This window comes from Desulfatitalea alkaliphila (assembly GCF_022968795.1).
Lineage (GTDB): Bacteria > Desulfobacterota > Desulfobacteria > Desulfobacterales > Desulfosarcinaceae > Desulfatitalea > Desulfatitalea alkaliphila.
Genome location: NZ_JALJRB010000001.1, coordinates 83,483 through 104,926 on the forward strand (window position 1 = coordinate 83,483; position 21,444 = coordinate 104,926).

A 21,444-nucleotide genomic window follows, 5' to 3' on the forward strand; every position below is an offset into this window, starting at 1 on the left:
CGATCCGGGGCAGTATTGTGGGCGTGCGTTTCGATCGACGTCATATTCGCCCCCCGCTATTCCCGCACACTGATGCTGCTGTTTTCGGGCGTGGTGATCGATTGCCGGAACGCCTGGTACGGGATCGACCGGGAAAGCCGTCACGATGATGAGCGACAACCTTTTTATCATTCTTGTTTTAATGACCGGTGCGGTGATTGTGCTGAACCTGCTGGTCAAATCCGGTCTCCGGCGAATCAACCTGCCGCCGCTGGTTGGGTACCTGTGCATCGGCTTCGGATTGGGATGCCTGCAAAATGTCGGAGGGGTGCCGGGCACTCCGATGGACGAAATTTTTACTTTTCTAGGCAAAGCAGGATTGGTGGCGCTGCTTTTCCGGGTTGGGCTGGAAAGCGATCTGGGCGCGCTGCTGCACCAGCTTCGTGAGGCCAGCATAGTGTGGTGGGTCAACTTCTCGTTCAGCGGGATACTGGGTTACGGGTGCGCCTATTACCTGTTGGGTTTGCCTATGATCGCCAGCCTGGTCGTGGCAACCGCGTTTACCGCCACCAGTGTCGGCGTTTCCGTGGCGGTGTGGCAGGACAATGGCGCCCTCTCCTCACCCGACGGTCAATTGCTGATCGATGTGGCTGAACTGGACGACATTTCGGCGGTCGTGCTGATGGCACTGCTGTTTGCATTGCTGCCCGACTTGAAGCAAGGCGCTTCCGAAAGCGGCTGGGCGCCGGCCCTGGCCCGGCAAACCGCTTTCTTTTTGGTCAAACTGATCGGATTCGGGACGCTGTGTTATCTGTTCTCCCGGTTTGTGGAACGGCGCATGACCGCCTTTTTCCGTTCATTGGAGAGCCGGCCCGATCCCATGCTCTCCATTGTGGGCATTGGATTCGTAATCGCGGCACTGGCCGCCTGGTTCGGTTTTTCACTGGCCATCGGCGCATTTTTCGCTGGCCTGGTGTTCAGCCGCGATCCGCAGGCCGTTAAAATGGAATCCTCCTTTTTGCCGGTCTATGATTTGTTGAGCCCGTTTTTTTTCATCGTCATCGGTCTGCACATTGATCCCGGGGTATTGCGCGTCGCGGCCGGCTTGGGGGTTGTGCTGGCCCTGGCCGCCGTGGTCAGCAAATTGGCGAGCGCCGGCCTGCCCGTGTTCTTCACACGGGGCGGCCGCTCGGCACTGCTGATCGGCGCCAGCATGGTTCCCCGGGCCGAAATCAGCATGGTCATCATGGAAAATGCGCGGGCCCTGGGAGACTGGGCCGTTACCGCCCCGGTCTTTGCGGCCATGGTGTGCGTCACCCTGGTGACCTGTGTCGCCGGCCCGCTGGTGGTGCAGTCCATGCTGACGCGGGGCTTGCACCAAGCAAAGGTGAAATGAATCTATTTTGATGAACAACGAACAAAGATTCCGTAACGATTATCATGCCCGAGCGGTCGCATCGGTGGCCGAAGCGTTGTCCGTGGACATCGATCAAGGGCTCACTTCCGGACAGGTCACCCAAGCACGCGACCAATACGGCCGCAACCAACTGCGCGCGGCCAAGCGGCGCGGCGCGGCCCAAATCCTCCTGGATCAGTTCAAAAGCGTGGTCATCATCGTACTGGTCATCGCCGGCGCCACGGCCTTTACTTTTCGCCACTGGGCCGAGGGCATCGCCATCGCGGCAGTGCTCCTCGTCAACGGCGCCATCGGCTTTTTCACCGAGTTCAAAGCGGTACGCTCCATGGAGGCGCTGAAAGCCTTGGGCGGTGACACCATCCGGGTTCGGCGCTCGGGCGACACCCTGGAGATCGACGCGGCCGAACTGGTGCCCGGCGACATGGTCATTCTGGAAGGCGGGGACCTGGTGCCGGCCGATATACGCCTGATCGAGGCCAACAATTTGAGCGTCAACGAATCGGCACTGACCGGCGAATCGGTCGCCGTGCAGAAGCAGACCGAACCCGTGAGTGCCGATGCGCCGCTGGCCGAGCGGCTGTGCATGCTGTTTAAAGGCACGACGATCACCGACGGTTCGGGGGAAGGCATCGTCACGGCCGTCGGCATGCAAACCGAGTTGGGCCGCATCGCCGACCTTACCGAGAGCGCCGAAAAAGAAGCCACGCCATTGCAACAGCGGCTCGATCGCCTGGGACGCCGTCTGGCCGTATTGACCCTGTTTACCGCGGCGATCATCGCCGGTATCGGTCTGTTGGCCGGCAGAGACCCGCGCCAAATGATCGAAACCGCCATTGCCCTTGGCGTTGCCGCCATCCCCGAGGGGTTGCCCATCGTGGCCACCATCGCCCTGGCCCGGGGGATGCACTTGATGGCCCGTCGCAACGCGGTCATCAAAAAGCTGCCGGCCGTGGAGACGCTGGGCGCCACCAGAGTCATTTTTACGGACAAAACCGGGACTTTGACCGAAAACCGCATGACCCTGCAGCGGGTGGTGACGCCGGAGGGCGACTTCACACTGGATGGGCCGGACCCTAAATCCTCGGCGGATCGCGAATCGCCGGATACAGACCGATGGAACCACCCGCTACTGCGCCGCGCACTGGAAGTGGGGGTGTTGTGCAACAACGCCGCCATACGCGATGCGGACGAGGATAACGAGCCGGAAGAAGAGCAGGGCGATCCGACCGAAGCGGCCTTGCTGCGCGCCGGATTCAAGCTGGGCATGCAACGCGAGACGCTGTTGAAAGAAAAACCGGAGCGGCGCGAAGAGCCGTTTGATGCCGACCGGATGATGATGGCCACCTTCCACCAGGGCGGCTCGGGAATGGAGGTGGCGGTCAAAGGCGCGCCCGGACGTGTTTTGAACGTTTGTGACACAGTGGCCACCGTCAATGCCGATGCGTTGGATGCTGCTCCCCTCAAGGAGGCACAGCGGCGCGAATGGGCGCAACGCGCGGAACAGCTGGCCGGTGAGGGCCTGCGAATGCTGGCCGTGGCCGACAAGATGGCCGCGGATGAAAAGGAGCAACCCTATGAACATCTGCGCTTCCTGGGATTGGTGGGGTTGTTGGACCCAGCCCGCGAGGACGTGCGCGCCACCATCGAAGAGTGCCGGACAGCCGGCATTCGCGTGATCATGGTCACCGGCGACCAGCCTGCCACGGCAGCGGCCATCGCCGTGGAAACGGGTTTGGTTACGGAAGATGCGCCTCATGTGGTTCACGGCAACGACCTGGCGTCGCCGGACCGACTCACCGACGCGCAACGCAAAGAGGTGCTTGACACGAACATTTTCGCCCGCGTGAGCCCGGCGCAGAAGCTGCACTTGATCCAATTGATGCAGTCGGCCGGTGAGACCGTGGCCATGACCGGAGACGGCGTCAACGATGCACCGGCCCTGAAAAAAGCCGATATCGGTGTCGCCATGGGCCGGCGCGGTACCGACGCCGCCCGCCAGGTGGCCGACATGGTGCTGCAGGACGATGCCTTTGCCACCATTGTGGCGGCCGTTCGCTACGGCCGCATCATCTTCGGCAACATCCGCAAATCGGTGATGTTCATGCTGTGTACCAACGTGGCCGAAGTGATCGCCGTGGTCGCGGCGGCGGTGGCCGGTGGGTTCAGCCGTCTGCCGATCCCCTTGCTGCCGTTGCAGATCCTCTATCTCAATGTGTTGACCGATGTGTTTCCAGCCCTGGCGCTGGGCATGGGGGCGGGGGATCCGGATGTGATGCAGCGCGATCCCCGGCCGCGCGAGGAGCCGGTGCTCAAGCGGGAGCACTGGCTGGCCGTGGGGGGCTGGGCCCTTTTAATGGCGGCCTGTGTGCTGGGCGCCCTGAGCCTGGCTGTATACCTCCTTGAATTCGAAACGCGACGGGCGGTGACGGTCTCATTTTTGACGCTGGCCTTCGGCAAATTGTGGTTCGTGTTCAATTTGCGCACGGCGGGCTCGCGGCTGTTCGACAACGATATTGTCAAAAACCCCTTTATCGCGGCCTCCCTGGCCCTGTGCGCCGCCCTTTTGCTGGCGGCGGTCTACCTGCCAGGCCTCTCCGGCGTGCTCAAAACAGAAGGTGTTGGAAAATCGGGCTGGCTGCTGGCTCTGGGGATGAGCCTGGTGCCGTTCCTGTGGGGACAGATACGCAGAGGGTTTCAAACGACCCATACAAAATAAGGCCGATAATCACAGAAAGACGAACCCATCGTCGGGGTATATTTTGTGATCATTGAGATTTTTGACCGGCTTTTTCTTTTTGGCGATAGGGTTCCCACACATATTCAAGCAGCAGCACCTTGGCCACCCCGGCCGCGGGAACGGCGATGATCAGACCGCCGATGCCGAATTGTGAGCCCACCACCAGGGCAAAAAGAACGACCAGCGGATGCAACCCGGCGCCTTTGCCCACAATTTTGGGTTGCAACAGCCAGCCTTCCACGGCCTGAATCGTGGCGAACAAACTCACCACCGCCGCCAGGGCGGCGATCCGGGTGCTCCATGTTTCGCCGCCCGACAGCAAGACGATGAGCACGGCCGGCGTCAAGCCGATCGACGGGCCGAGGTAGGGAATGAATCCGCCGATACCCGCCAGGGTACCGATGAGAATGGCATATCGTTGCAGCGCGCCGAAACCGATGAAGCCGATCAGAAACAGCCCCACTGCAAAAACGCTGCCCACAATGGCCGCCACGATGAGCTGACCGCGTAGAAATCCGCCCACGGTCACATCGATTCTATCGATGGTCTCGAAGGTGCGCTCACGCCAGCGAGCGGGCACCAACCCTTGCAGGAAGGGACGAATGCGATGCCAATCGAGAATCAGGTAGAAGTTGATCACAATCACAAATACGAAAAACAGAATTACGTCGGCCATCCAGCGAAAACCGGCCAGCAAGCCGCTGGTCAATTGTCCGGCGGCCAGTATGCCGCCCGAGGCGACGCTTTTCAGGGCTTCCAGGAAAGGATCGACCGCACCGGCATAGTCGAATTGCACTTCGTTGAGCCGCTGTTTGACAAAGGCAACCGTGCTTTCATCAACACCGGGAAACTTTCTTTCAGACAACCATGCCAACACTGCCGGAATGTTATCCTGCAAGGTTTCAAACAGGTCCTTGATTTGAATCAGTATCACCGGCAGCAGGTAGGCGACCATTCCCAGAAACAGCAGGGCGATCAACGCATAAAGAACGAACGCGCCCAAAAAACGCCACATGCCCAGTCGTCGCTGCAGGACCGACACTATCGGCGCCAGAAGGTAGGCCAGCAAAAGAGCCGCCAAAAAGGGGCTCAAAGCTCTGAGCAGAATCGCCAGCCACTCCCTGAGCAAATTGAACGTATGAAAACCGGCTATAACGACGGCCAACAGCCCCAAGGTCAAGACGATCCGGCGCAATAGCGTATCTTGGAAGTGAAATCCGCTCATGATGACATGGTCCGCAGCAGTGGTCGAACATCCGCCCGTTTGACGCAGAAGCTTAAAGCAAACGGTCCGTGGGATCCTTATCAGCTCTTGCCGCCGACATCGACGCTCGCCGGCTGCTCGCCGGCTGCTTGCCTGCCGGTGACGGAAGGTGCGGTCTCCGGACCACTGCAAGACATCTCCTCCTTAAAGCTTGACGTTCAACTTATCGACCCGGCGCTGGATGACGCCTCCCGGCGTCTCTTTGTTTTGCTCGATCCGTCTCATTGCCCTTCTTGTTTAATCAGTGCTTCCTCCTTACTTCCAATATTTGGGCCGGCCGTAAAAATCGTAGAGCCGCTCTTCATACTCGCGGTTGACCGGCGCGGCCGAATCGTAGGGGGGGCTGTTTTTGACCGCCTCCACCGACAGATTCACTTGCACCTTGCGATGGAGCCACTCCACCAGTTGCACCCACATAGGGCTGATCAGCACCTTGCGGCCCGGCAGCCAGTTGCGCGTATCGACCACCAGGTAGCGCAAGGTCCACATCTCGTCGTCCAGAATGAAGTCCTCCACATGGCCCACGCGGCCATCGTCGGCATGAAGGTCATAGCCGATCACCTCCTTGGCCGAACGCAGGTGGATGTCGAGGTCCTCGGCCTCCTTTTCGAGCCGCTTGTCATCGATCATCGTTTGCACCTCCGGGTAAAGCGGCGCCTCCAGAGCCCCCCATGTGTTGGGTCCGATCCAGTAGGGAGGATAGCCATAGTAGCGGGCCAGTTGCTTTTCGTATTGCCGGCTCACAGGTGCCGCTTCTTCCACGCCGGGGGCCGCCTCGATCTGCTCCGTGCTCAGACGAACCGGAAAGGCCTTGTCCCTCCACCTCGGTTCGCCCAGGGAAATGGGGGAGATTAAAACCCGTCGGCCGGGCAGCCAGGTGCCCGTGTCGGCCACCATGTAGCGCACCGTCCAGAATTGGTCATCGAACAAATAATCCTTGGTACGTCCGATCTCCCCGTCCTGGGCGTGCAGATGGTAACCGAGTGTTTCGCTGATACTGCGTAGCATGTTGCCACCTCCTTGGTTCAGTGCCGTGCATTGCCGGTGCCGGCGCGTTGCATGGGCATGTGCTGGCACCACCCGAAAAATGGCGCATCCGCGCCCCCTGGTAAATACAGCCTGACAGGTACTTTGCCGATCTGCGGACCCTATTGAAGGCCGCTGCGCCAATACATGCCTTTGGTCTGCATTTTACCGGCAAGCCCCCATTTCGCGCACAAGCAGTGTGGCATAATATGATGCCGAAACACTGCCTACCGCCCCTTTTTGCGCGGCGGTGCGAAACTACCACCAGTGATACCGAAAGGAGACCATGACATGAGCATGCCGAAAGACGAACTCAGGACCGAGATGGAGACGGCCTGGAACACCTACTTGGATTCTCTGGAAAAATCCCTGGAAAAGGTGGCTGCCGACATCCAACAGACATCCGAGATGGCGGACCAATGTACCGATGAGTGGTGCCAGGCAACCCAACACTACCTGGACGACATCGGCAATGCACTTTTTTCCATCAGCGAACCGCGCTGGGCCGATGTCGAAACCGCCAACCGCATCAAGGCATTGAAGCGCAGGGTGTATGACCTGTACGCCGACTACCGCAACGTCTATCGCAGCGCCGTCACCTGATACGGTGCCATTGCCGGCCGTTTCCGCAACGCATGCAATTTGAACGGAACGTTCAACGGTTGCAATCGATCAAGTCCACGGTCAAGGCAAGGGCCGAGAAAAAGACCGCGTCGGGAAGCGGCCAATACGGCGAGGGCATCCACGAGGCGATTGTGGATATCGTCAAGGCCATGAAATCGAGCATGAAGGGCGGAGTGCAAGGAAAATGGCTCAAGGTCAAGAAGATTTTTGACAAGTAAGTTGAACATCGCCGCCTATGCGGGGCAACACATGAACGAATTACATTCAGAAAGGATTGCGGACCATGAACACCAACAAAAGCGTCGTTCACTACCTGGTTATCGTGCTGCTGGTTCTGGGGTTGGCAGCGTGCGCATCGACACCCAAACAGTCCGGAGCCGGTGAGTACGTCGATGATACGGTCATTACGACGAAAGTAAAATCCCTGCTTGCCGCCGATGATTTTCTCAGGTCATTCGAAATCGGCGTGGAAACCTACAAGGGTACCGTCCAATTGAGCGGTTTCGTGAACACCCAGGATGCCGTCAACAGTGCGGGTGAGATTGCCGCCAGTGTCCAAGGGGTCGATTCCGTGAAGAACAACCTGATTGTGAAGTGATGATCGTCATCACTTTCCATGCGAAGTTACGTCACACCCTTAAGGGGTCGGCTATCGAAACAGCAAGGCAGTTGCAAGCCGTGCGACCGTCGCCACCCGCAGCCTTGCGATGCTGACTGAACATTTCACATCCAGCCCGGCCCGGTCCGGACAGCTTTACAGGAGGCAAACAAAATGAACAAAGTCGCAATCAACGGATTGGGCCGAATCGGCCGGGCCGTTTTGAAAATTCTAATCGACACGCCGGACTTGGAACTGGTGGCGATGAATGACCTGCAGCCTGCGGACAATCTGGCCTATCTGCTCAAATACGACTCCGTTTACGGGCGCTACGACCTACCGGTGCAAGTCGGCCCCAACCATCTGTCGATCGGTGAAAAAAAACTTCGGCTGTTCGGCAAACAAGATCCGTCCGAACTGCCCTGGCATGAGCTGGCTGTGGACATCGTGTTCGAGTGCACCGGCGTATTTCGCCGTCGGGAGCAGATGCAGCAGCATTTGAAGGCGGGAGCAAAGCATGTGATTCTATCGGCGCCCGAAAAATCGGGTGACGTCGCCACGGTGGTCCACGGTGTCAACCGGCCGGACGGCAATCCCGACCTGATCAGCTGTGCCAGCTGCACGACCAATTGCATCACGCCGGTGGTCGAAGTGCTCGGCCGGCGCATCGGCGTGCGAAAAGCCACCATGACGACGATTCATGCCTATACCAGCAGCCAGTCGATCGTGGACGGGCCCAAGAACAAGTGGCGCAGGGGGCGCGCCGGTGCCGCCAACCTGGTACCCACGTCGACGGGGGCCGCCAAGGCAACGGCCAAGGCGCTGCCGCAATATGACGGCATATTCGACGGGGTCGCCGTCCGCGCACCCGTGGCCGTCGGTTCCATCGTCGATATCGTTGCCGTTACCGAACGGCGGACCGACAAAGAGGAGATCAACGCCATATTCCGCGAGGAAGCCGGTTCGCAACGCTATGAGGGCATCCTGGGGGTATGCGAAGATCCGATTGTTTCATCGGATATCATCCAGGATACGCGCGCTTCGATCGTCGACCTGACAATGACCCAGGTGGTGGACGGCGATCTGATCAAGGTGATGAGCTGGTACGACAACGAATGGGGATACAGCGCACAGATGGTTCGCGAGGCCCGGCGCATGGCCCGCCTGCCCACATAATACAATCCGGTTGTGCACAAAGCCCAAGTCAGATTGGAACCGGGCAAAAGCAACATCGGGATCGAAATTGTAATCGGTTGCTTCCTGTGGTGGGATTACCCTGATCGTCCATCATCACGACGCTCCTTTTGTGGTTCTATTATTCAGAGGATGAAAGATGAATCACAACCTACCCGCTTTATGCGACGGCGGACATGGGGCACAATCCCTATTTGCTGCGGCGCAGTTCCGTATCCGCATATGCGCCGATCCGGCAGTGCTTCACAGTCGGAGCAGCGAAAAACCCAATAAATTCATTTAAAAACATTGACCAGGGGCAGGGGGGATGATAAATTGTTGCTTGATCCCTCGCCTCCCGTATCAATAGACAGTTTCACTTAGAAAATAACATGCAGGGTCCTCCGATGAACGATTTTTCCTCCGGGAACGGAATCATACAGGCCATACCTAAGTTGAAAACGGGCAACACCAACCTCGACGCGGTGCTCCAGGGTGGGTTTCCCAAGAACCGACTGAGCTTGATCAGCGGCGGGGCGGGTACCGGAAAAACCCTGTTGACCCTCGAATGCGTATATCGCAAAGCCTTGACCGGAGAATCGGCGGTCTTCGTCACCTTCGAAGAGAATGCGGCGGTTTTGCGGGAAAATGCCGCCGCCTTGGGTTGGAACCTGGCCGACCTTGAAGCTTCGGGCCGCTTTTTCATCCAGGCGGTGGATACCCCCATAACGGTGATCCGAAGTGGTGAATTCGACGTACAAGGGCTGCTGGCGATGCTGGACAGACGGCTCAAAACCGTCGGGGCAACCTGGCTGGCCATTGACGCCATCGATATGTTGCTGCGCATTTTCGACCAGGATGTGTTGGAACGGGAGCAACTCGGATTGCTCTGCAATTGGCTTGGCAAGCGGGAAGTGACCACACTCCTGACGGTCAAGGCCATGACTTCGGGTGAGAAGGTCTATCCTTATCTCGACTTCATGGCCGACTGCGTGCTGCACCTCGACCAGCGTATGGACGGCGAAGTGCGCACACGACGCCTGCGGGTGAATAAATACCGGGGGTCGGGATTTTTGAGCAACGAATACCCTTACGTCATCGACTCTCGCGGCGTGCGGCTGGTACCGGTGTCCTGCATGGCTTTGAACCACGTTGCCTTGAGAGACCGCATGAGCAGCGGTATTCAAAATCTGGATCGCCTACTGGGGGGCGGCTTTTTCAAGGGGAGCACTATTCTGTTCTCCGGTCCCAGTGGCGTGGGTAAAACCTTGCTGGCATCGACTTACGCCCGCGCGGCCTGCCGCCAGGGCGAACGGGTGTTGTACATCAGCTTCGAGGAGTCCGCCGACAGTCTGATCAGCGGCGGACGCAACGCGGGCCTCGAACTGCAATCCCTGGTCGAAAAGCAACTCCTGCATATTATGCCCATCATGCCGGAATCCATGGGGACCGAGCAGCACCTGTTCCATATCCTGGATGCGATAGAGCGATACTCCGTTGAACATGTCGTGCTGGATGCCATTTCGGCCTGCCGTCGCATGGGAGCCCCAAAAGCCGCCTTCGATCTGCTGCTCCGCCTGGTCAACCATTGTAAAACCCAGGGCATCGCCTGTGTGTTCACCAACCAGGCCCTTTCGACCGGCGGGCATCATGAAATCAGCGGTGTCGGCCTCTCCTCCCTGCTCGATACGGCCCTGGTGATGAGATACGTGAAAGCGCGCGACGAACTGCAGCGGCGGCTGCTGGTGTTCAAGTCCCGCGGTTCGGCGCATTCCAATCGCTATCATGAGCTGCGCATCACCGACGAGGGCATCGTGATCTCGGACCCGCGCCCGGACACGGCGGGAGACCACGGATCCAATCCCGTAAAACCGACGGAGGCATGATTTGACGCTAAGGGATGCATCGGATACCACCGGCAGCCGCACACCTTCTCCGCGGGTCATTCTGTTCGTCGCCGGGAGCGAGCGCAATTCGCGGATGGCCAGGGAGAACCTGAAGCGCATTTGCGAAAGCGACCTGCACGATAAATATCAAGTGCGCATCGTCGATGTGCTGGTAGACGTTGAAACCGCACTATCGCACAATGTCCTGCTTACCCCCTGCTTGCTGATTCAATTTCCGGAACCGGCCATTATGATCGTCGGCAATCTAAGCGATGCGGCGGCCGTGCAGGACGCTTTGCATTCCGACCCCGAAACTTCGGAATAATCGACTGTCGGTCCATTTCGCTAACGCTTTGGCGTTTGCCGCTGCTCCTTGCCGCAGATTTTACAATGAAGGCATCGGCATTAAAGCGATACCGAATACTACGCCGACATGAACGCCAAACAGGCAGGTTTGCCATGAAGGATAGAGACCGGTCCCTGAAACAGTCGGTGAAAAACGCCGAATCGCACCTCCGGGCGCTGCAAAACGAGGAGGTGGATGCGGTTGTCGGCCGCAAGGGGCTTTCGTTGCTGCGCTTGCGTGAAGTCGAGGAACAGTTGCGCGTAAGCGAAGCCCGTTACCGGGGGATCGTGGAGAGCCAGCGGGAAATGATCGGTCGTTGGACACCGCACCGCAATCTGACTTTTGTCAACGATGCCTACTGCCGTTTCTTCAATCGAACCCGGGACCAGGTGATCGGGCGACACGTTTTTGACGAGGTGGTCGCCGAAGACCTGCCAAGAATGGAAGCGGCCTTTTCCGGTTTGAACAAAAAGGCACCTTATGTCGATATCGAGTACAGGGTCCGTGCGGCAGGCGGGATCCGCTGGACCTACTGGACCCATCAGGCCCTCTTCGATGCTGACGGACGGTTGACGGAGGTGCAGTCCATCGGCAGGGATATCAGCCAGCATAAGCATCTCGAAAATCAATTGCGCAACAATCACGCCAGACTCGAAGCGCGCGTGCGCCAGCGGACCGCTGAACTCCAGCGCCAAAAAATGGCGTCGGAAGCGCTGAATGACAAAATCAGGCGGTTGATCCGCAAAACCTTCGAAGCCATGGAAAACGAACGGCGCCTCATCGCCAAGGAACTGCACGATGGCATCGGCGCCAGTCTGGCGGCCATCAAATTCAGCATCGAACAGCGCCTGGTTGAGATGGACGATCTGCCCCCTTCGGCAAGTCTTTCGTTTGAACATATTCTGTCATATCTCGTGGACACCATCAAAGAAACCAAGAGGATCTCCCGGGGATTGCGCCCCACAACCCTGGACGATTTAGGACTCTTGACAACGATCAGAAACCATACACATCAATTGCGCAAAATCCATCCCCATATTCACTTCGCCGAAGACTTTGGCATCGAAGAGACGGATATCCCCGAACACCTCAAGATTGTCATCTATCGTGTGCTGCAAGAAGCATTAAACAATGCCACACGCCACAGCGGCGGAGACACCATCCAGATCATCCTTGAAGAAAGCAAAGACGACTGTCTGCTGCTCACAGTGCGCGACAACGGCCGTGGTTTCGACATGCATGCCCATTCCCTTGTCAACGAGGAAAACTGGGGTTGCGGATTGCAGAACATGCGGGACCGAACGGAGATCTGCGGCGGTAAGTTCGACATCGAATCCTTGCTGCATAAGGGAACCCTTGTGCGTTTCGTATTTCCCTGCGATACCGAATAGGCCAACTTTTTCTGATTTTTCGAAAACCATCGGACCTCTTCTCGCCTTTTTCTTTTCACCCTTTCCGGCCAGGGCGTTTCTGGAGAGATGCCCATCGCTCTCCTCTGCGGCGCGGTCGGGCAACACGCCATCAACCGTGATTTCACCTTCTTTTTCGGCAACATCGCCCGCAGGACACCATTCCCCCATGACGGTTCAGATTCCGCCGGCATAACGAAAAGCGGCCTTTTGTGGCTTATGGCCGCATCATCGGCCGGGCCATCATATAGGAATTTGGAATCTACCGTAGCCGGGTCAGTCAAATAGGGTGGAAGCTGTATTCCTAAATGTGCGCCTTTCCTTTTATAAACAAGCAACAATAGGGGCGTTCACAAGGAAACCAACGACAATGGCAACAATGACAAGGAGGTACAAGCATGGGGAAAATGGGCGAAATGTATCAGACAGCGGATTGGAAAAGCGAGAAACATGTTCCGGTGATTGAATGCCCGGACACGGTTCAAGCCGGGGAAATATTCAATGTCACCCTTTCGCTGGGCAAGGAGGTGGCGCATCCCAACACCGTGGAGCACCACATTCGCTGGATACGGTTGTTCTTTAAGCCTGACGATGACAAATTTGTTTATCATGTGGGCAGCTATGAGTTTGCAGCGCATGGCGAATCGGTGGCGGGTGCCGATCAAGGACCGGTGCATTGTCATCACGCCGCGGTGGCCGGCATGCAAATCAAGAAGTCAGGGGCCCTGCTGGCGACGGCTTATTGCAACATTCATGGGCTGTGGGAAAACGCCAAGCCGATCAAGGTGGCATAGGTCTGTCCTCATAGTATCGAATGGAACGAACCCTAAAATAACCGCCGGCGTCCAAGCTCGGCGCGCGTATTGCGCCGATCCGAACGCCGGCAATTCCATTGGACTTGTACCGGGTCAAACGGCCGATCTATACTTTGCCGCCCATCGAGCCCGGTGGTGCATTGCGTTTTTTCTCTCCTGGAGGATCGGGATACTCCTTCGGCGCTTCGACATCGGATTGGTTCATTTCCTTTTGTCGTTCCTTGGAAAAGGGGTCGATATGCCGCCGCTTTTTCACCCAGTAGCGCAGGCCGTAACCCAGCCCGATGAGTAACAAAACAAGCAAAACCCACCATAAATGTCGTCCTTCCAAAAATTCACCGACGACAACAATCGGGATGCCCAGCAGCGCCTGCGCGGGCAAACCGATGGCGATATAGTATAAAAAGGGAATGCCCGAGAGGGAGAGCAGATAATTTTTCATGGTGTAGGAGAGCCCCGGAACGACCATGAACAGAATGCTAGGCCATACAAACCCGCTTTCCGGCAATTGAGGCATCCGGTGAGCGGCTTTGAACAGATATCTCTCGAGCACAGGACGCAGCAGGGAGTTTGCAACAAGGAAGGTCATCAAAAGATGCGCCGCCATTCCGACGGACATGATGAAAAGGCCGGTCGCGACATCGAAATGGGTCCCCAGCAGCAACAAGAACACGGTGATGGGAAACCCGATCAACGGCAAGACAAGATAGAGCCCCAAAATAAATGCCACGTGGGTCTTGTCATTGACAATGCCCTGCCACAGTTCATCCAGGTCCCCGGCGTTCAACCACACAAGAGTGGCGACAACGGCGAGCAAGATCATCAAAGCCGCGATGGTACGTTTGGATGGGACAACAGGATGCATGCGCTGATTCCGAACGGCCTTACAAGCCGAAACCGTGTTGCAAATCGTGACCGGTTGGGTGACCGGTTGATAATTGATATTAAGGCACAAATGGCGCTTGAAAAATCAGTTTCGAAGGGTATTTTTACGGTCACAGCATTCTATTATCGTGTATTTTCACCCTCCCTCTGTCTTCTGCCACATAAAGATTCCCATATCCCGTATCTTTCAAATGGGTAAAACCACCCATTTACCCGACCAGGGCCTGCAGCGTAGAATAAATACAAATTTACACAATGGACGGAGGAAATTTCCATGGAAACAACCCACAGATTAAGGTATGCCATCCTGGCGCTGATTCTGTTTCTAAGCCTTTTGTGGTCCTTGGCTTCAGCTTCCCAGCAGGAAAACAGCTATCCCAACTCCCGATTTATCGCACACCCCCAGTGGCTCAAGGCCCATCTGGAGGATACAGATCTGGTCATTGCAGATGTACGAACGGATGATCATTTTGACGGCGCACTGATCCCCGGTGCCATACGACTTCCTTGGTCCAAGTTCCGGTTTAATGATATCGGCAATGATGTGGCCACGACTTTCATCGGTATTGCCCAGGCCCAGGATATCCTTGGCCGTCACGGCATTACCCCGAAAGATACCATCGTTCTTTACGACTCGGTAGAACGGGATGGAGGCGCCACCGCATCCTATGTTTTCTGGGTCCTGGATATCCTGGGACATGAAAACAAAAAGATTCTCGTGCGTGGCATCGATGGATGGAAAGATGCCGGGTATGATCTGGTCACCACGCCTCGTGAAACCAAGCCGCTGCTTTATCAGGCGCCAGCAAAAAAAATACAAAAACAACAGCTTATTACCGGTAATTTCGTTTACAAGCAGCTCGGCGATTTCTGTTACCAGATCATCGATGTACGCTCACGGGAGGAATATATGGGTGAAAAGGGTACCAAAGGACTCGACGGAACCCCATTGAAACTGGGGCATATCCCAACAGCTGTAAACATCAACTATCAGAATGCATGGACGGATATGGAGACAAAGGCGGTTAAATCCTATGCCCGGCTCCAGAATCTTTACGCAGGCCTGGATGCATCCAAGGCAGTGATTGTTTACTGCAATTCAGGAAGACGCAGCGCCTTTTCCTATTTTATACTTCGTTTGATGGGATTTGAAAGGGTGTACACCTATGAAAAGTCTTGGAAAGAGTGGGGGAATCCGGACAGATTTTTTCCAGTGGAAACCAGGGAAAACAAATTGGCAAGCAGCATGCTGCCCACTCCTTCAACAGCAACCCGGACCGTCTCAAGCCAGAAATCTTCCGAAGCATCATCAAGCGACGGATCCGGTTCAGGTAAACCTGCAGGCGGCTATATTTCATGCGGAGGTTGATCATGGAAAAAAAGAATATCTCCACCGCCTATTGGCCGTGGCTTCCGGCTGCATTTGCCCTGGCCGGCATCATTGTATTTATTTTTGCGACATTCGGGCCACCGGCCTCTTCCAGTGGTTTTGTCAGCACAATTAAAGGGGCTGTCCAGACGGTGGCACCGGAGTATGTTGAAAACAAGACCCATTACGCGATGATGCCTGACACCGGTTCGTGGCTCTTTGCCTTCGTTCTGGGAATGGCCATGGGTGGTTTTATCGCCGGCCGTACAGGCCGAATACCGGTAAGAGATATACCGGAAATATGGGAAAAACGATTTGACAGCAGCCGGACCAGAAGATTTGCAGCCACCTTTGTCGGTGGTTTCATCATACTTTTTGCCGCCCGACTGGCAGGCGGCTGTACTCTGGGCCTTTTTATTTCCGGATCATCACAGCTGGCTGTCAGCGGATTGTATTTCGGGGCGCTTATTTTTGCCTTTGCCATGGTCACCGCACGCCTCGTATACGGCAGAACTGGAAAGGAGGAATAATGGGCTCGGAAATATGGCTGGGGTTATTCTCCGGCATTGCCTTTGGGTTTGTGATCCAGCGTGTCGGCGCGACCAATGCAGATAAAATGGCCAAAGCACATTTGATGCTCCAAGGTGGCATTCCCAAATTCATGCTCATGGCGATTATCCTTTCAGCCATAGGACTTTTGGGACTTGAAGCCGCCGGTGTAGCCAATACCCGGGTGCTGCCAACCAGCCTGGTGGCCACTGGAGTGGCAGGCATTTTGTTCGGTATTGGCTGGGGATTTTGCGGATACTGCCCGGGGACCACCTGGGCTGCAGCAGGAGAAGGGCGGATGGATGCTGTTTTTGCGCTTATCGGCGGACTTGCCGGTGCTGCAGTTTTTGCCCATCTGCACGGCTATCTGGTGCCATTGCTGTATGACCCCTTCAATGTAGGCCAGATCACCCTTGCTGACTGGACAGCAAGCAGACCTGCTGCGGTTATTCTGCTGGTTTCAATATTCGGCCTATGCATAGGCGCCATCAATTTTTTGTGGAAGGAAAAAAATGACGGCCGAACACAATAATACCTCTGTTCTCATTCTGTTATCCCTTGTTGCATTGGCTATCATCTGTTCCGGATGTCCCGCACCTCAGAAAGATAGGCATACAAAGCTGGAAGTCCCCAAGGGATATGTGCCCCGGCTTGACATCCAGCTAAAAGACCGGCTGCTGGGATTCGGTCCCTTTGTGGGATATTATTTCAAACCGGAAAACCCAAAGGACCTGACACGGCTTTCTTTTGTCTGTTACAATGAAGATTCTTTTTACACCCATGACCTGCCGGAAAACGCCCTCTTGTTTGAAGGGGATGCGGTATTGACACAGCTTGTGGACACGAACTTTCGTCTGCCTTCAGATGACCGGATCAATCCGGTTTTTTTTGGGGACGCACCCCGGGAATGGGTGAATGAACGCCCCCGCCCCCAAGACGAATACCTTCATTTTCATTCCTGCTATGATGGGTTGGGTCCTGTACTTGCAGGATACTGGATCCGACATGAAGGCAAAGCTTCCTTTACCTATGACATGGGCGGCCGCGTTGGTCCAGACAGCCCCCTTTACCACAAGGTCAATCCCGGTATCGACAAGCATTTTGCAAAAATTATAGAATTTGATGCAGGCCCGGAACCATGACAGCAACAACCATTGGCCTTACATCGATCTGTTGCCGGAAAAAATATTATAGAAAATGACACCAATTAAAGACAAAGCGAGTAGCCATGCTGGAATTAAAAGATATTTCGTTTAGAACCCCGGAATCCGGTGCCGGTACACAAAGTCCCGCCGATCGGACCATTATTCAGGATTTGAGTTTCACTTTTGAACCCGGCAGCTTTTACGCCATTACCGGGCCCAACGGTTCGGGCAAAACCACCCTGGCCAAGCTGATTATGGGAATCAATGAACTCACGTCAGGAAGCATAATTTTTAATGGATCGGACATCAGTAATCTCTCCATTCATGAACGATCCAATGCCGGCATTGTTTATGGCTTTCAGCACCCGGCCCGATTCAAGGGAACTACCTTTCGGGACCTGTTATCGATTGCCGCCGGATCTGATGACGAGGATAAACTCGTTGAGATCATTTCGCGGGTGGGCGTCTGCTCCCTGGACTTTCTGGACAAGTCTGTGGACAGCAAACTGTCCGGCGGGGAAATTAAAAAAATCGAACTGGCCACGGTCATTGCGAAAAACCCAAAAGTGGCCATCTATGATGAACCGGATACCGGCATTGATCTTTGGACCATCGGTCCCATGGTGGAACTGCTCAAGCGCGAACAGAAAGACAACAAAACCACCACCATTGTGGTGAGTCACAACAAAGCATTTCTTGAGGCCGCCGATACGCTTTTGCTGATCAGGGAGGGCAAAATCGGATATTCCGGTGATCTGGCCGGTGCCTTGCCGATACTGGAGGATTTGAGTGTCTGTACGTTCAATGAATTATGCCGAGGAGAAGATAATGCTCAATGCTATCGATAAACAGGTGTTAAAGGAAGTCGCGGATCTTGAAGGAATCCCCAAAGGCGCTTATAACATCCGGAAAAACGGCGCGCTTCTGGGGCGCGAGGTCTCCGCCAATATCAATATTGAAACCAATGAAAAAGGCGATGGCATTATCATTGATATCAAGCCGGGTACGGTGAACGAGTCGGTTCATATTCCGGTTATTCTATCCAAGGCCGGCCTTCATGACACGGTCTACAATACATTTATTGTGGGGGAAGGGTCCGATGTTACCATTATTGCCGGATGCGGGATTCACTGTGGCGGCAAAGAATCCGAAGGACATTCCGGCATTCATGAATTTCAAATCAAGGCCGGCGCAAAAGTCAAATATGTGGAAAAGCATATTGCCATTGGTGCGGGCACGGGCCGCCGCATTTTAAATCCCACCACAAAAGTGTTTATGGCGGAAAACGCCCAGGCGGAAATGGAACTGACTCAGCTGGGCGGGGTGGATGAGGCCAAGCGCTTCAATGATGCCAAAATCGGCGCAGGCAGTGTGCTGCTCATCACCGAACGGGTGATGACCGAAGGGAACCAGACGGCTGAATCCAGAAATGAAATCGAACTGGCCGGAACCGACAGCAAGACGAATATCGTCTCCCGTTCCGTTATAAAAGGCGATTCCGCCCAAGATTTTTACGTCAACCTGACGGCATCCGCCAGATGTTACGGTCATATTGAATGTGATGCCATCATTATGGACAACGGCATCAATCAGACGGTCCCGGCCCTGCGCGCGCTTCATCCGGATGCCGAGCTGACCCACGAAGCGTCTATCGGCAAAATCGCCAATGACCAGTTGATGAAGCTCATGAGCCTCGGACTCGATTACAATGCGGCGGTTAACCGGATTATACAAGGATTTTTAAGATAGTCGCTCAACCTTCGACAATGGATTGAACTGAGGAAAAGGCGAAAAACAGCTGGACATTTTCCCGCTGCTCAACCGGCGGTTGCCGCAACCGACCCGTCGTTTCGAAGCGACGGATGGTTCGTGAATGCGGCATGGACGGGGCTGTGAAGCACCTGAATCATTCGGTCCGACGCACCGGGTGATAAACCAGGAACCGGGCCAACAGTTGCTGCATGGCTTGGGGAGAAGATACGCAATAGCGCGCCGCCGTATCGCCCGGCCCGACCTTGATGCTCAAATCCCCTTCGCCTGCGTGGTCGAACATGGTTTCATCGGTTTCGTCATCGCCGGCATACAGGGCGTGATCAAAAAGAAGCGAGGGTTTCAGTTGACTGCAAACCACCCCTTTATTGATGAAGATGGAATGGACTTCAACAATCTTGCGGCCGTGATGAATACGCACCGGCAGATTGGAGAGCATCTCCTGCAGTTCGACGACCAGTTGCTGGGCTTTCCAGCCACCGAACTCCGGTTCGGCATTCACATAGTGCCAGACCAGCGAAGCCGCTTTTTGTTCCACAAATGAGCCGGGTGTCGTGTCGGAATATTGCAACAGGATGTCGAGGACCCGCTCTTTCCACTCCAGGTCGATCCCGGGTATAACAGGCGCCCATGTTTCGGACGTGGGCGGACGGTAGTAATATCCATGCTCGGCGATCAAATGGAAACCATAACCGTCGAACCACTGGTCCATATCTTCGCGCATTCGTCCGCTGAGCAGAAACACCGTCAGATTGGGAACGTGCGCCATCCGGTCGAACAAATCATGGAGCCTTCGAGACGGATAGGCATCCGGAGGGTTTTTGCGCAAGTCGCTCAATGTACCGTCGTAATCGAGAAAGAACGCCCAGCGGCCTTCGGCGGCCAAGGGGGGGAAGTATTGCGGATCGATCGTCCGGGCGCCTGCCCCTTTTTCGACGGATTTGTCAACCCCGGCCAAATCAGCGATAAAATCCCCGGCCCAACGCTGGGCATTGTAGCGTAGAATTCGGCGGCGCATGGGCGCGAGACGCTTCTGCCGCTCTTCGGGTGTGCGGTTAAGGGCGTTTTCCAGGGCGCGGGCCATCTGCGCCGTGTCGTAGGGATTGACAATGGAAGCTTGGGGCAGCTCCTGGGCGGCGCCGGCGAATTCGCTGAGAATCAACACCCCGTCGCCGTCGGGTTTGCAGATCAGGTACTCTTTTGCCACCAGATTCATACCATCGACCAAGGGCGTGACCATCGCTACATCGGCCAACGTATATAGCGCACAGAGGCGACTGAAGTTGACGGACTGGTGTATGAAGTGCACTGGTATGTTGCCGATACTGGCAAAATTGCCGTTGATCCGGCTCACTTTGTGTTCGATCTCGCGGCGAAGCGCCTGATAGGCCGGAACGCTTTCCCGGGAGGGCACATTGATAAAAATGAACACCACATCCTTGCGGCCGGTGCGCTTCAAAAATGCCTCGATGGCTTCAAGCCGTCTGGGTACGCCCTTTGTGTAATCCAGCCGTTCCACCCCTATAACCACCTTTTTGCCGGCGTAAGCCCGACGGTATTCCTCAAGATGGCGCGAATAAGCCGCGGAGGTCATCTTTTGCAGAAATTTATCGGTGGGTATGGAGATCGGATAAACGCCGATGGTGACATCGTGACCTTTGCCGGCGATGGTGTTGATCCGAGATTCACGTCCCAGCAGGCGCAGTACTGTGCTGCGAAAATGGCGCAGGTATCCTGAAGTGTGAAAACCGATGAGATCGGCTCCCAGGAGCCCTTCGAGCAACTCCTGCCGGTTCGGGTGGCAGCGGAAGATTTCATAGGAAGGAAACGGCGTGTGCAGAAAATAACCGATGCGCAGGTCGGGCCGCAATTCATGCAGCAGTCGCGGCAAAAGCATCAGGTGGTAGTCATGCACCCAGACCAGGGCATCCTTCTCGGCCAGTTCGGCGATGTTCTCAGCGAATACAAAATTGACTTTCTTATAGGCTTCGAACCAGTTGTGGTCGAAACGGCTATAGCTGGGCAAATAGTGCAGCAGCGGCCAAAGGCTAGAATTGGAAAAGCCGGTGTAATAGGCCTCGATATCTTGCTGCGATATAAACAGAGGGTGGTAACCGAACCGGCTTTTGAGCTCCTCGGCCAGTTCCCGTTGCCGCCGCGGGCTGTCCACCGGCCCACCGGACCACCCCACCCACATGAAATCGTGCGTTTTACGATAGCCTTCCAAGGCGGAAACCAGTCCGCCCGAGGATGGCTTGATGGTATTTGCGATGGTCACCGGCAATCGGTTCGATACATTGATCAATGCTACCATTTTTCAGCCTCCATGGATCATCATAGGCTCACCTGGATGCCGAATCCATTGGTGCGATCCCCTATTTCGAAGGCTTCCAATCTGTATTATCGGTTCCCGACGTAACCATAAACCCGCCAGACGATTCAGCCAGGCTCC

At 55.7% G+C, this 21,444-nt stretch carries 20 protein-coding genes; 16 read left to right on the forward strand and 4 right to left on the reverse strand.

Translation table 11 applies throughout. The annotated features are described in order from the left end of the window. Positions 1-145: 145 nt before the first annotated feature. Together MRX98_RS00330 and MRX98_RS00335 are read left to right on the forward strand one after the other, a co-directional pair. On the forward strand, positions 146-1,375 hold the full coding sequence (locus MRX98_RS00330; protein WP_246902026.1) for a cation:proton antiporter: 1,230 nt from the start codon (positions 146-148) through the stop codon (positions 1,373-1,375). Positions 1,376-1,385: 10 nt separating this feature from the next. After that, positions 1,386-4,112, forward strand: coding sequence for a cation-translocating P-type ATPase (locus MRX98_RS00335; RefSeq protein ID WP_246902028.1), 2,727 nt, complete (start codon positions 1,386-1,388; stop codon positions 4,110-4,112). A gap of 49 nt (positions 4,113-4,161) precedes the next feature. Here the strand turns inward: MRX98_RS00335 and MRX98_RS00340 are convergent, their stop codons facing one another. Then, positions 4,162-5,358: an AI-2E family transporter gene (locus MRX98_RS00340; RefSeq protein ID WP_246902030.1), complete on the reverse strand. Its 1,197-nt coding sequence runs from the start codon at positions 5,356-5,358 to the stop codon at positions 4,162-4,164. Positions 5,359-5,652: 294 nt separating this feature from the next. Next, complete coding sequence (locus tag MRX98_RS00345) at positions 5,653-6,405, reverse strand: PRC-barrel domain-containing protein (RefSeq protein WP_246902032.1); 753 nt, start codon at positions 6,403-6,405, stop codon at positions 5,653-5,655. Between the two features lie 309 nt (positions 6,406-6,714). On the opposite strand from MRX98_RS00345, the gene MRX98_RS00350 reads away from it, so the two are divergent. The 8 genes from MRX98_RS00350 (at position 6,715) to MRX98_RS00385 (ending at position 13,253) form a co-directional block, all read left to right on the forward strand. Beyond that, positions 6,715-7,026, forward strand: a complete 312-nt coding sequence (locus tag MRX98_RS00350; protein WP_246902034.1) for a hypothetical protein — start codon at positions 6,715-6,717, stop codon at positions 7,024-7,026. 59 nt (positions 7,027-7,085) lie between these two features. Beyond that, positions 7,086-7,265: a hypothetical protein gene (locus MRX98_RS00355; RefSeq protein WP_246902036.1), complete on the forward strand. Its 180-nt coding sequence runs from the start codon at positions 7,086-7,088 to the stop codon at positions 7,263-7,265. Positions 7,266-7,330: 65 nt separating this feature from the next. Then, positions 7,331-7,645: a BON domain-containing protein gene (locus MRX98_RS00360; protein WP_246902038.1), complete on the forward strand. Its 315-nt coding sequence runs from the start codon at positions 7,331-7,333 to the stop codon at positions 7,643-7,645. A gap of 174 nt (positions 7,646-7,819) precedes the next feature. Further along, on the forward strand, positions 7,820-8,821 hold the full coding sequence (gap, locus tag MRX98_RS00365) for a type I glyceraldehyde-3-phosphate dehydrogenase (RefSeq protein ID WP_246902039.1): 1,002 nt from the start codon (positions 7,820-7,822) through the stop codon (positions 8,819-8,821). A 404-nt stretch (positions 8,822-9,225) separates the two neighbouring features. Beyond that, complete coding sequence (gene kaiC / locus MRX98_RS00370; RefSeq protein ID WP_246902041.1) at positions 9,226-10,704, forward strand: circadian clock protein KaiC; 1,479 nt, start codon at positions 9,226-9,228, stop codon at positions 10,702-10,704. A gap of 1 nt (position 10,705) precedes the next feature. Then, positions 10,706-11,029, forward strand: a complete 324-nt coding sequence (locus MRX98_RS00375) for a circadian clock KaiB family protein (protein ID WP_246902043.1) — start codon at positions 10,706-10,708, stop codon at positions 11,027-11,029. 134 nt (positions 11,030-11,163) lie between these two features. Further along, positions 11,164-12,441: a PAS domain-containing sensor histidine kinase gene (locus MRX98_RS00380; protein WP_246902045.1), complete on the forward strand. Its 1,278-nt coding sequence runs from the start codon at positions 11,164-11,166 to the stop codon at positions 12,439-12,441. A 416-nt stretch (positions 12,442-12,857) separates the two neighbouring features. Then, a complete protein-coding gene (locus MRX98_RS00385) occupies positions 12,858-13,253 on the forward strand; it encodes a class II SORL domain-containing protein (protein WP_246902047.1) in 396 nt (131 codons plus the stop codon). 127 nt (positions 13,254-13,380) lie between these two features. Here MRX98_RS00385 and MRX98_RS00390 read toward each other — a convergent pair whose 3' ends face one another. Beyond that, on the reverse strand, positions 13,381-14,139 hold the full coding sequence (locus tag MRX98_RS00390; protein WP_246902048.1) for a TVP38/TMEM64 family protein: 759 nt from the start codon (positions 14,137-14,139) through the stop codon (positions 13,381-13,383). A 294-nt stretch (positions 14,140-14,433) separates the two neighbouring features. On the opposite strand from MRX98_RS00390, the gene MRX98_RS00395 reads away from it, so the two are divergent. The 6 genes from MRX98_RS00395 (at position 14,434) to MRX98_RS00420 (ending at position 18,971) form a co-directional block, all read left to right on the forward strand. Beyond that, positions 14,434-15,528, forward strand: a complete 1,095-nt coding sequence (locus MRX98_RS00395) for a sulfurtransferase (protein ID WP_246902050.1) — start codon at positions 14,434-14,436, stop codon at positions 15,526-15,528. 2 nt (positions 15,529-15,530) lie between these two features. Then, complete coding sequence (locus MRX98_RS00400; RefSeq protein ID WP_246902052.1) at positions 15,531-16,058, forward strand: YeeE/YedE thiosulfate transporter family protein; 528 nt, start codon at positions 15,531-15,533, stop codon at positions 16,056-16,058. Continuing rightward, complete coding sequence (locus MRX98_RS00405) at positions 16,058-16,609, forward strand: YeeE/YedE thiosulfate transporter family protein (RefSeq protein ID WP_246902054.1); 552 nt, start codon at positions 16,058-16,060, stop codon at positions 16,607-16,609. Before MRX98_RS00400 ends, MRX98_RS00405 begins: the two co-directional genes overlap by 1 nt. Further along, positions 16,590-17,219 (forward strand): hypothetical protein, encoded by a 630-nt coding sequence (locus MRX98_RS00410; RefSeq protein WP_246902056.1) that lies wholly within the window; start codon positions 16,590-16,592, stop codon positions 17,217-17,219. The genes MRX98_RS00405 and MRX98_RS00410 overlap by 20 nt, the downstream gene beginning before the upstream one ends. A gap of 86 nt (positions 17,220-17,305) precedes the next feature. Further along, positions 17,306-18,070, forward strand: a complete 765-nt coding sequence (locus MRX98_RS00415; RefSeq protein WP_246902057.1) for an ABC transporter ATP-binding protein — start codon at positions 17,306-17,308, stop codon at positions 18,068-18,070. Beyond that, positions 18,051-18,971, forward strand: coding sequence for a SufB/SufD family protein (locus tag MRX98_RS00420; RefSeq protein WP_246902058.1), 921 nt, complete (start codon positions 18,051-18,053; stop codon positions 18,969-18,971). The genes MRX98_RS00415 and MRX98_RS00420 overlap by 20 nt, the downstream gene beginning before the upstream one ends. Positions 18,972-19,128: 157 nt before the next feature. On the opposite strand, the gene MRX98_RS00425 is transcribed toward MRX98_RS00420, so the two are convergent. Next, the gene (locus MRX98_RS00425; RefSeq protein WP_246902059.1) at positions 19,129-21,306 is read right to left on the reverse strand and encodes a bifunctional alpha,alpha-trehalose-phosphate synthase (UDP-forming)/trehalose-phosphatase; all 2,178 of its coding nucleotides are present in this window, start codon (positions 21,304-21,306) and stop codon (positions 19,129-19,131) included. Positions 21,307-21,444: the final 138 nt, after the last annotated feature.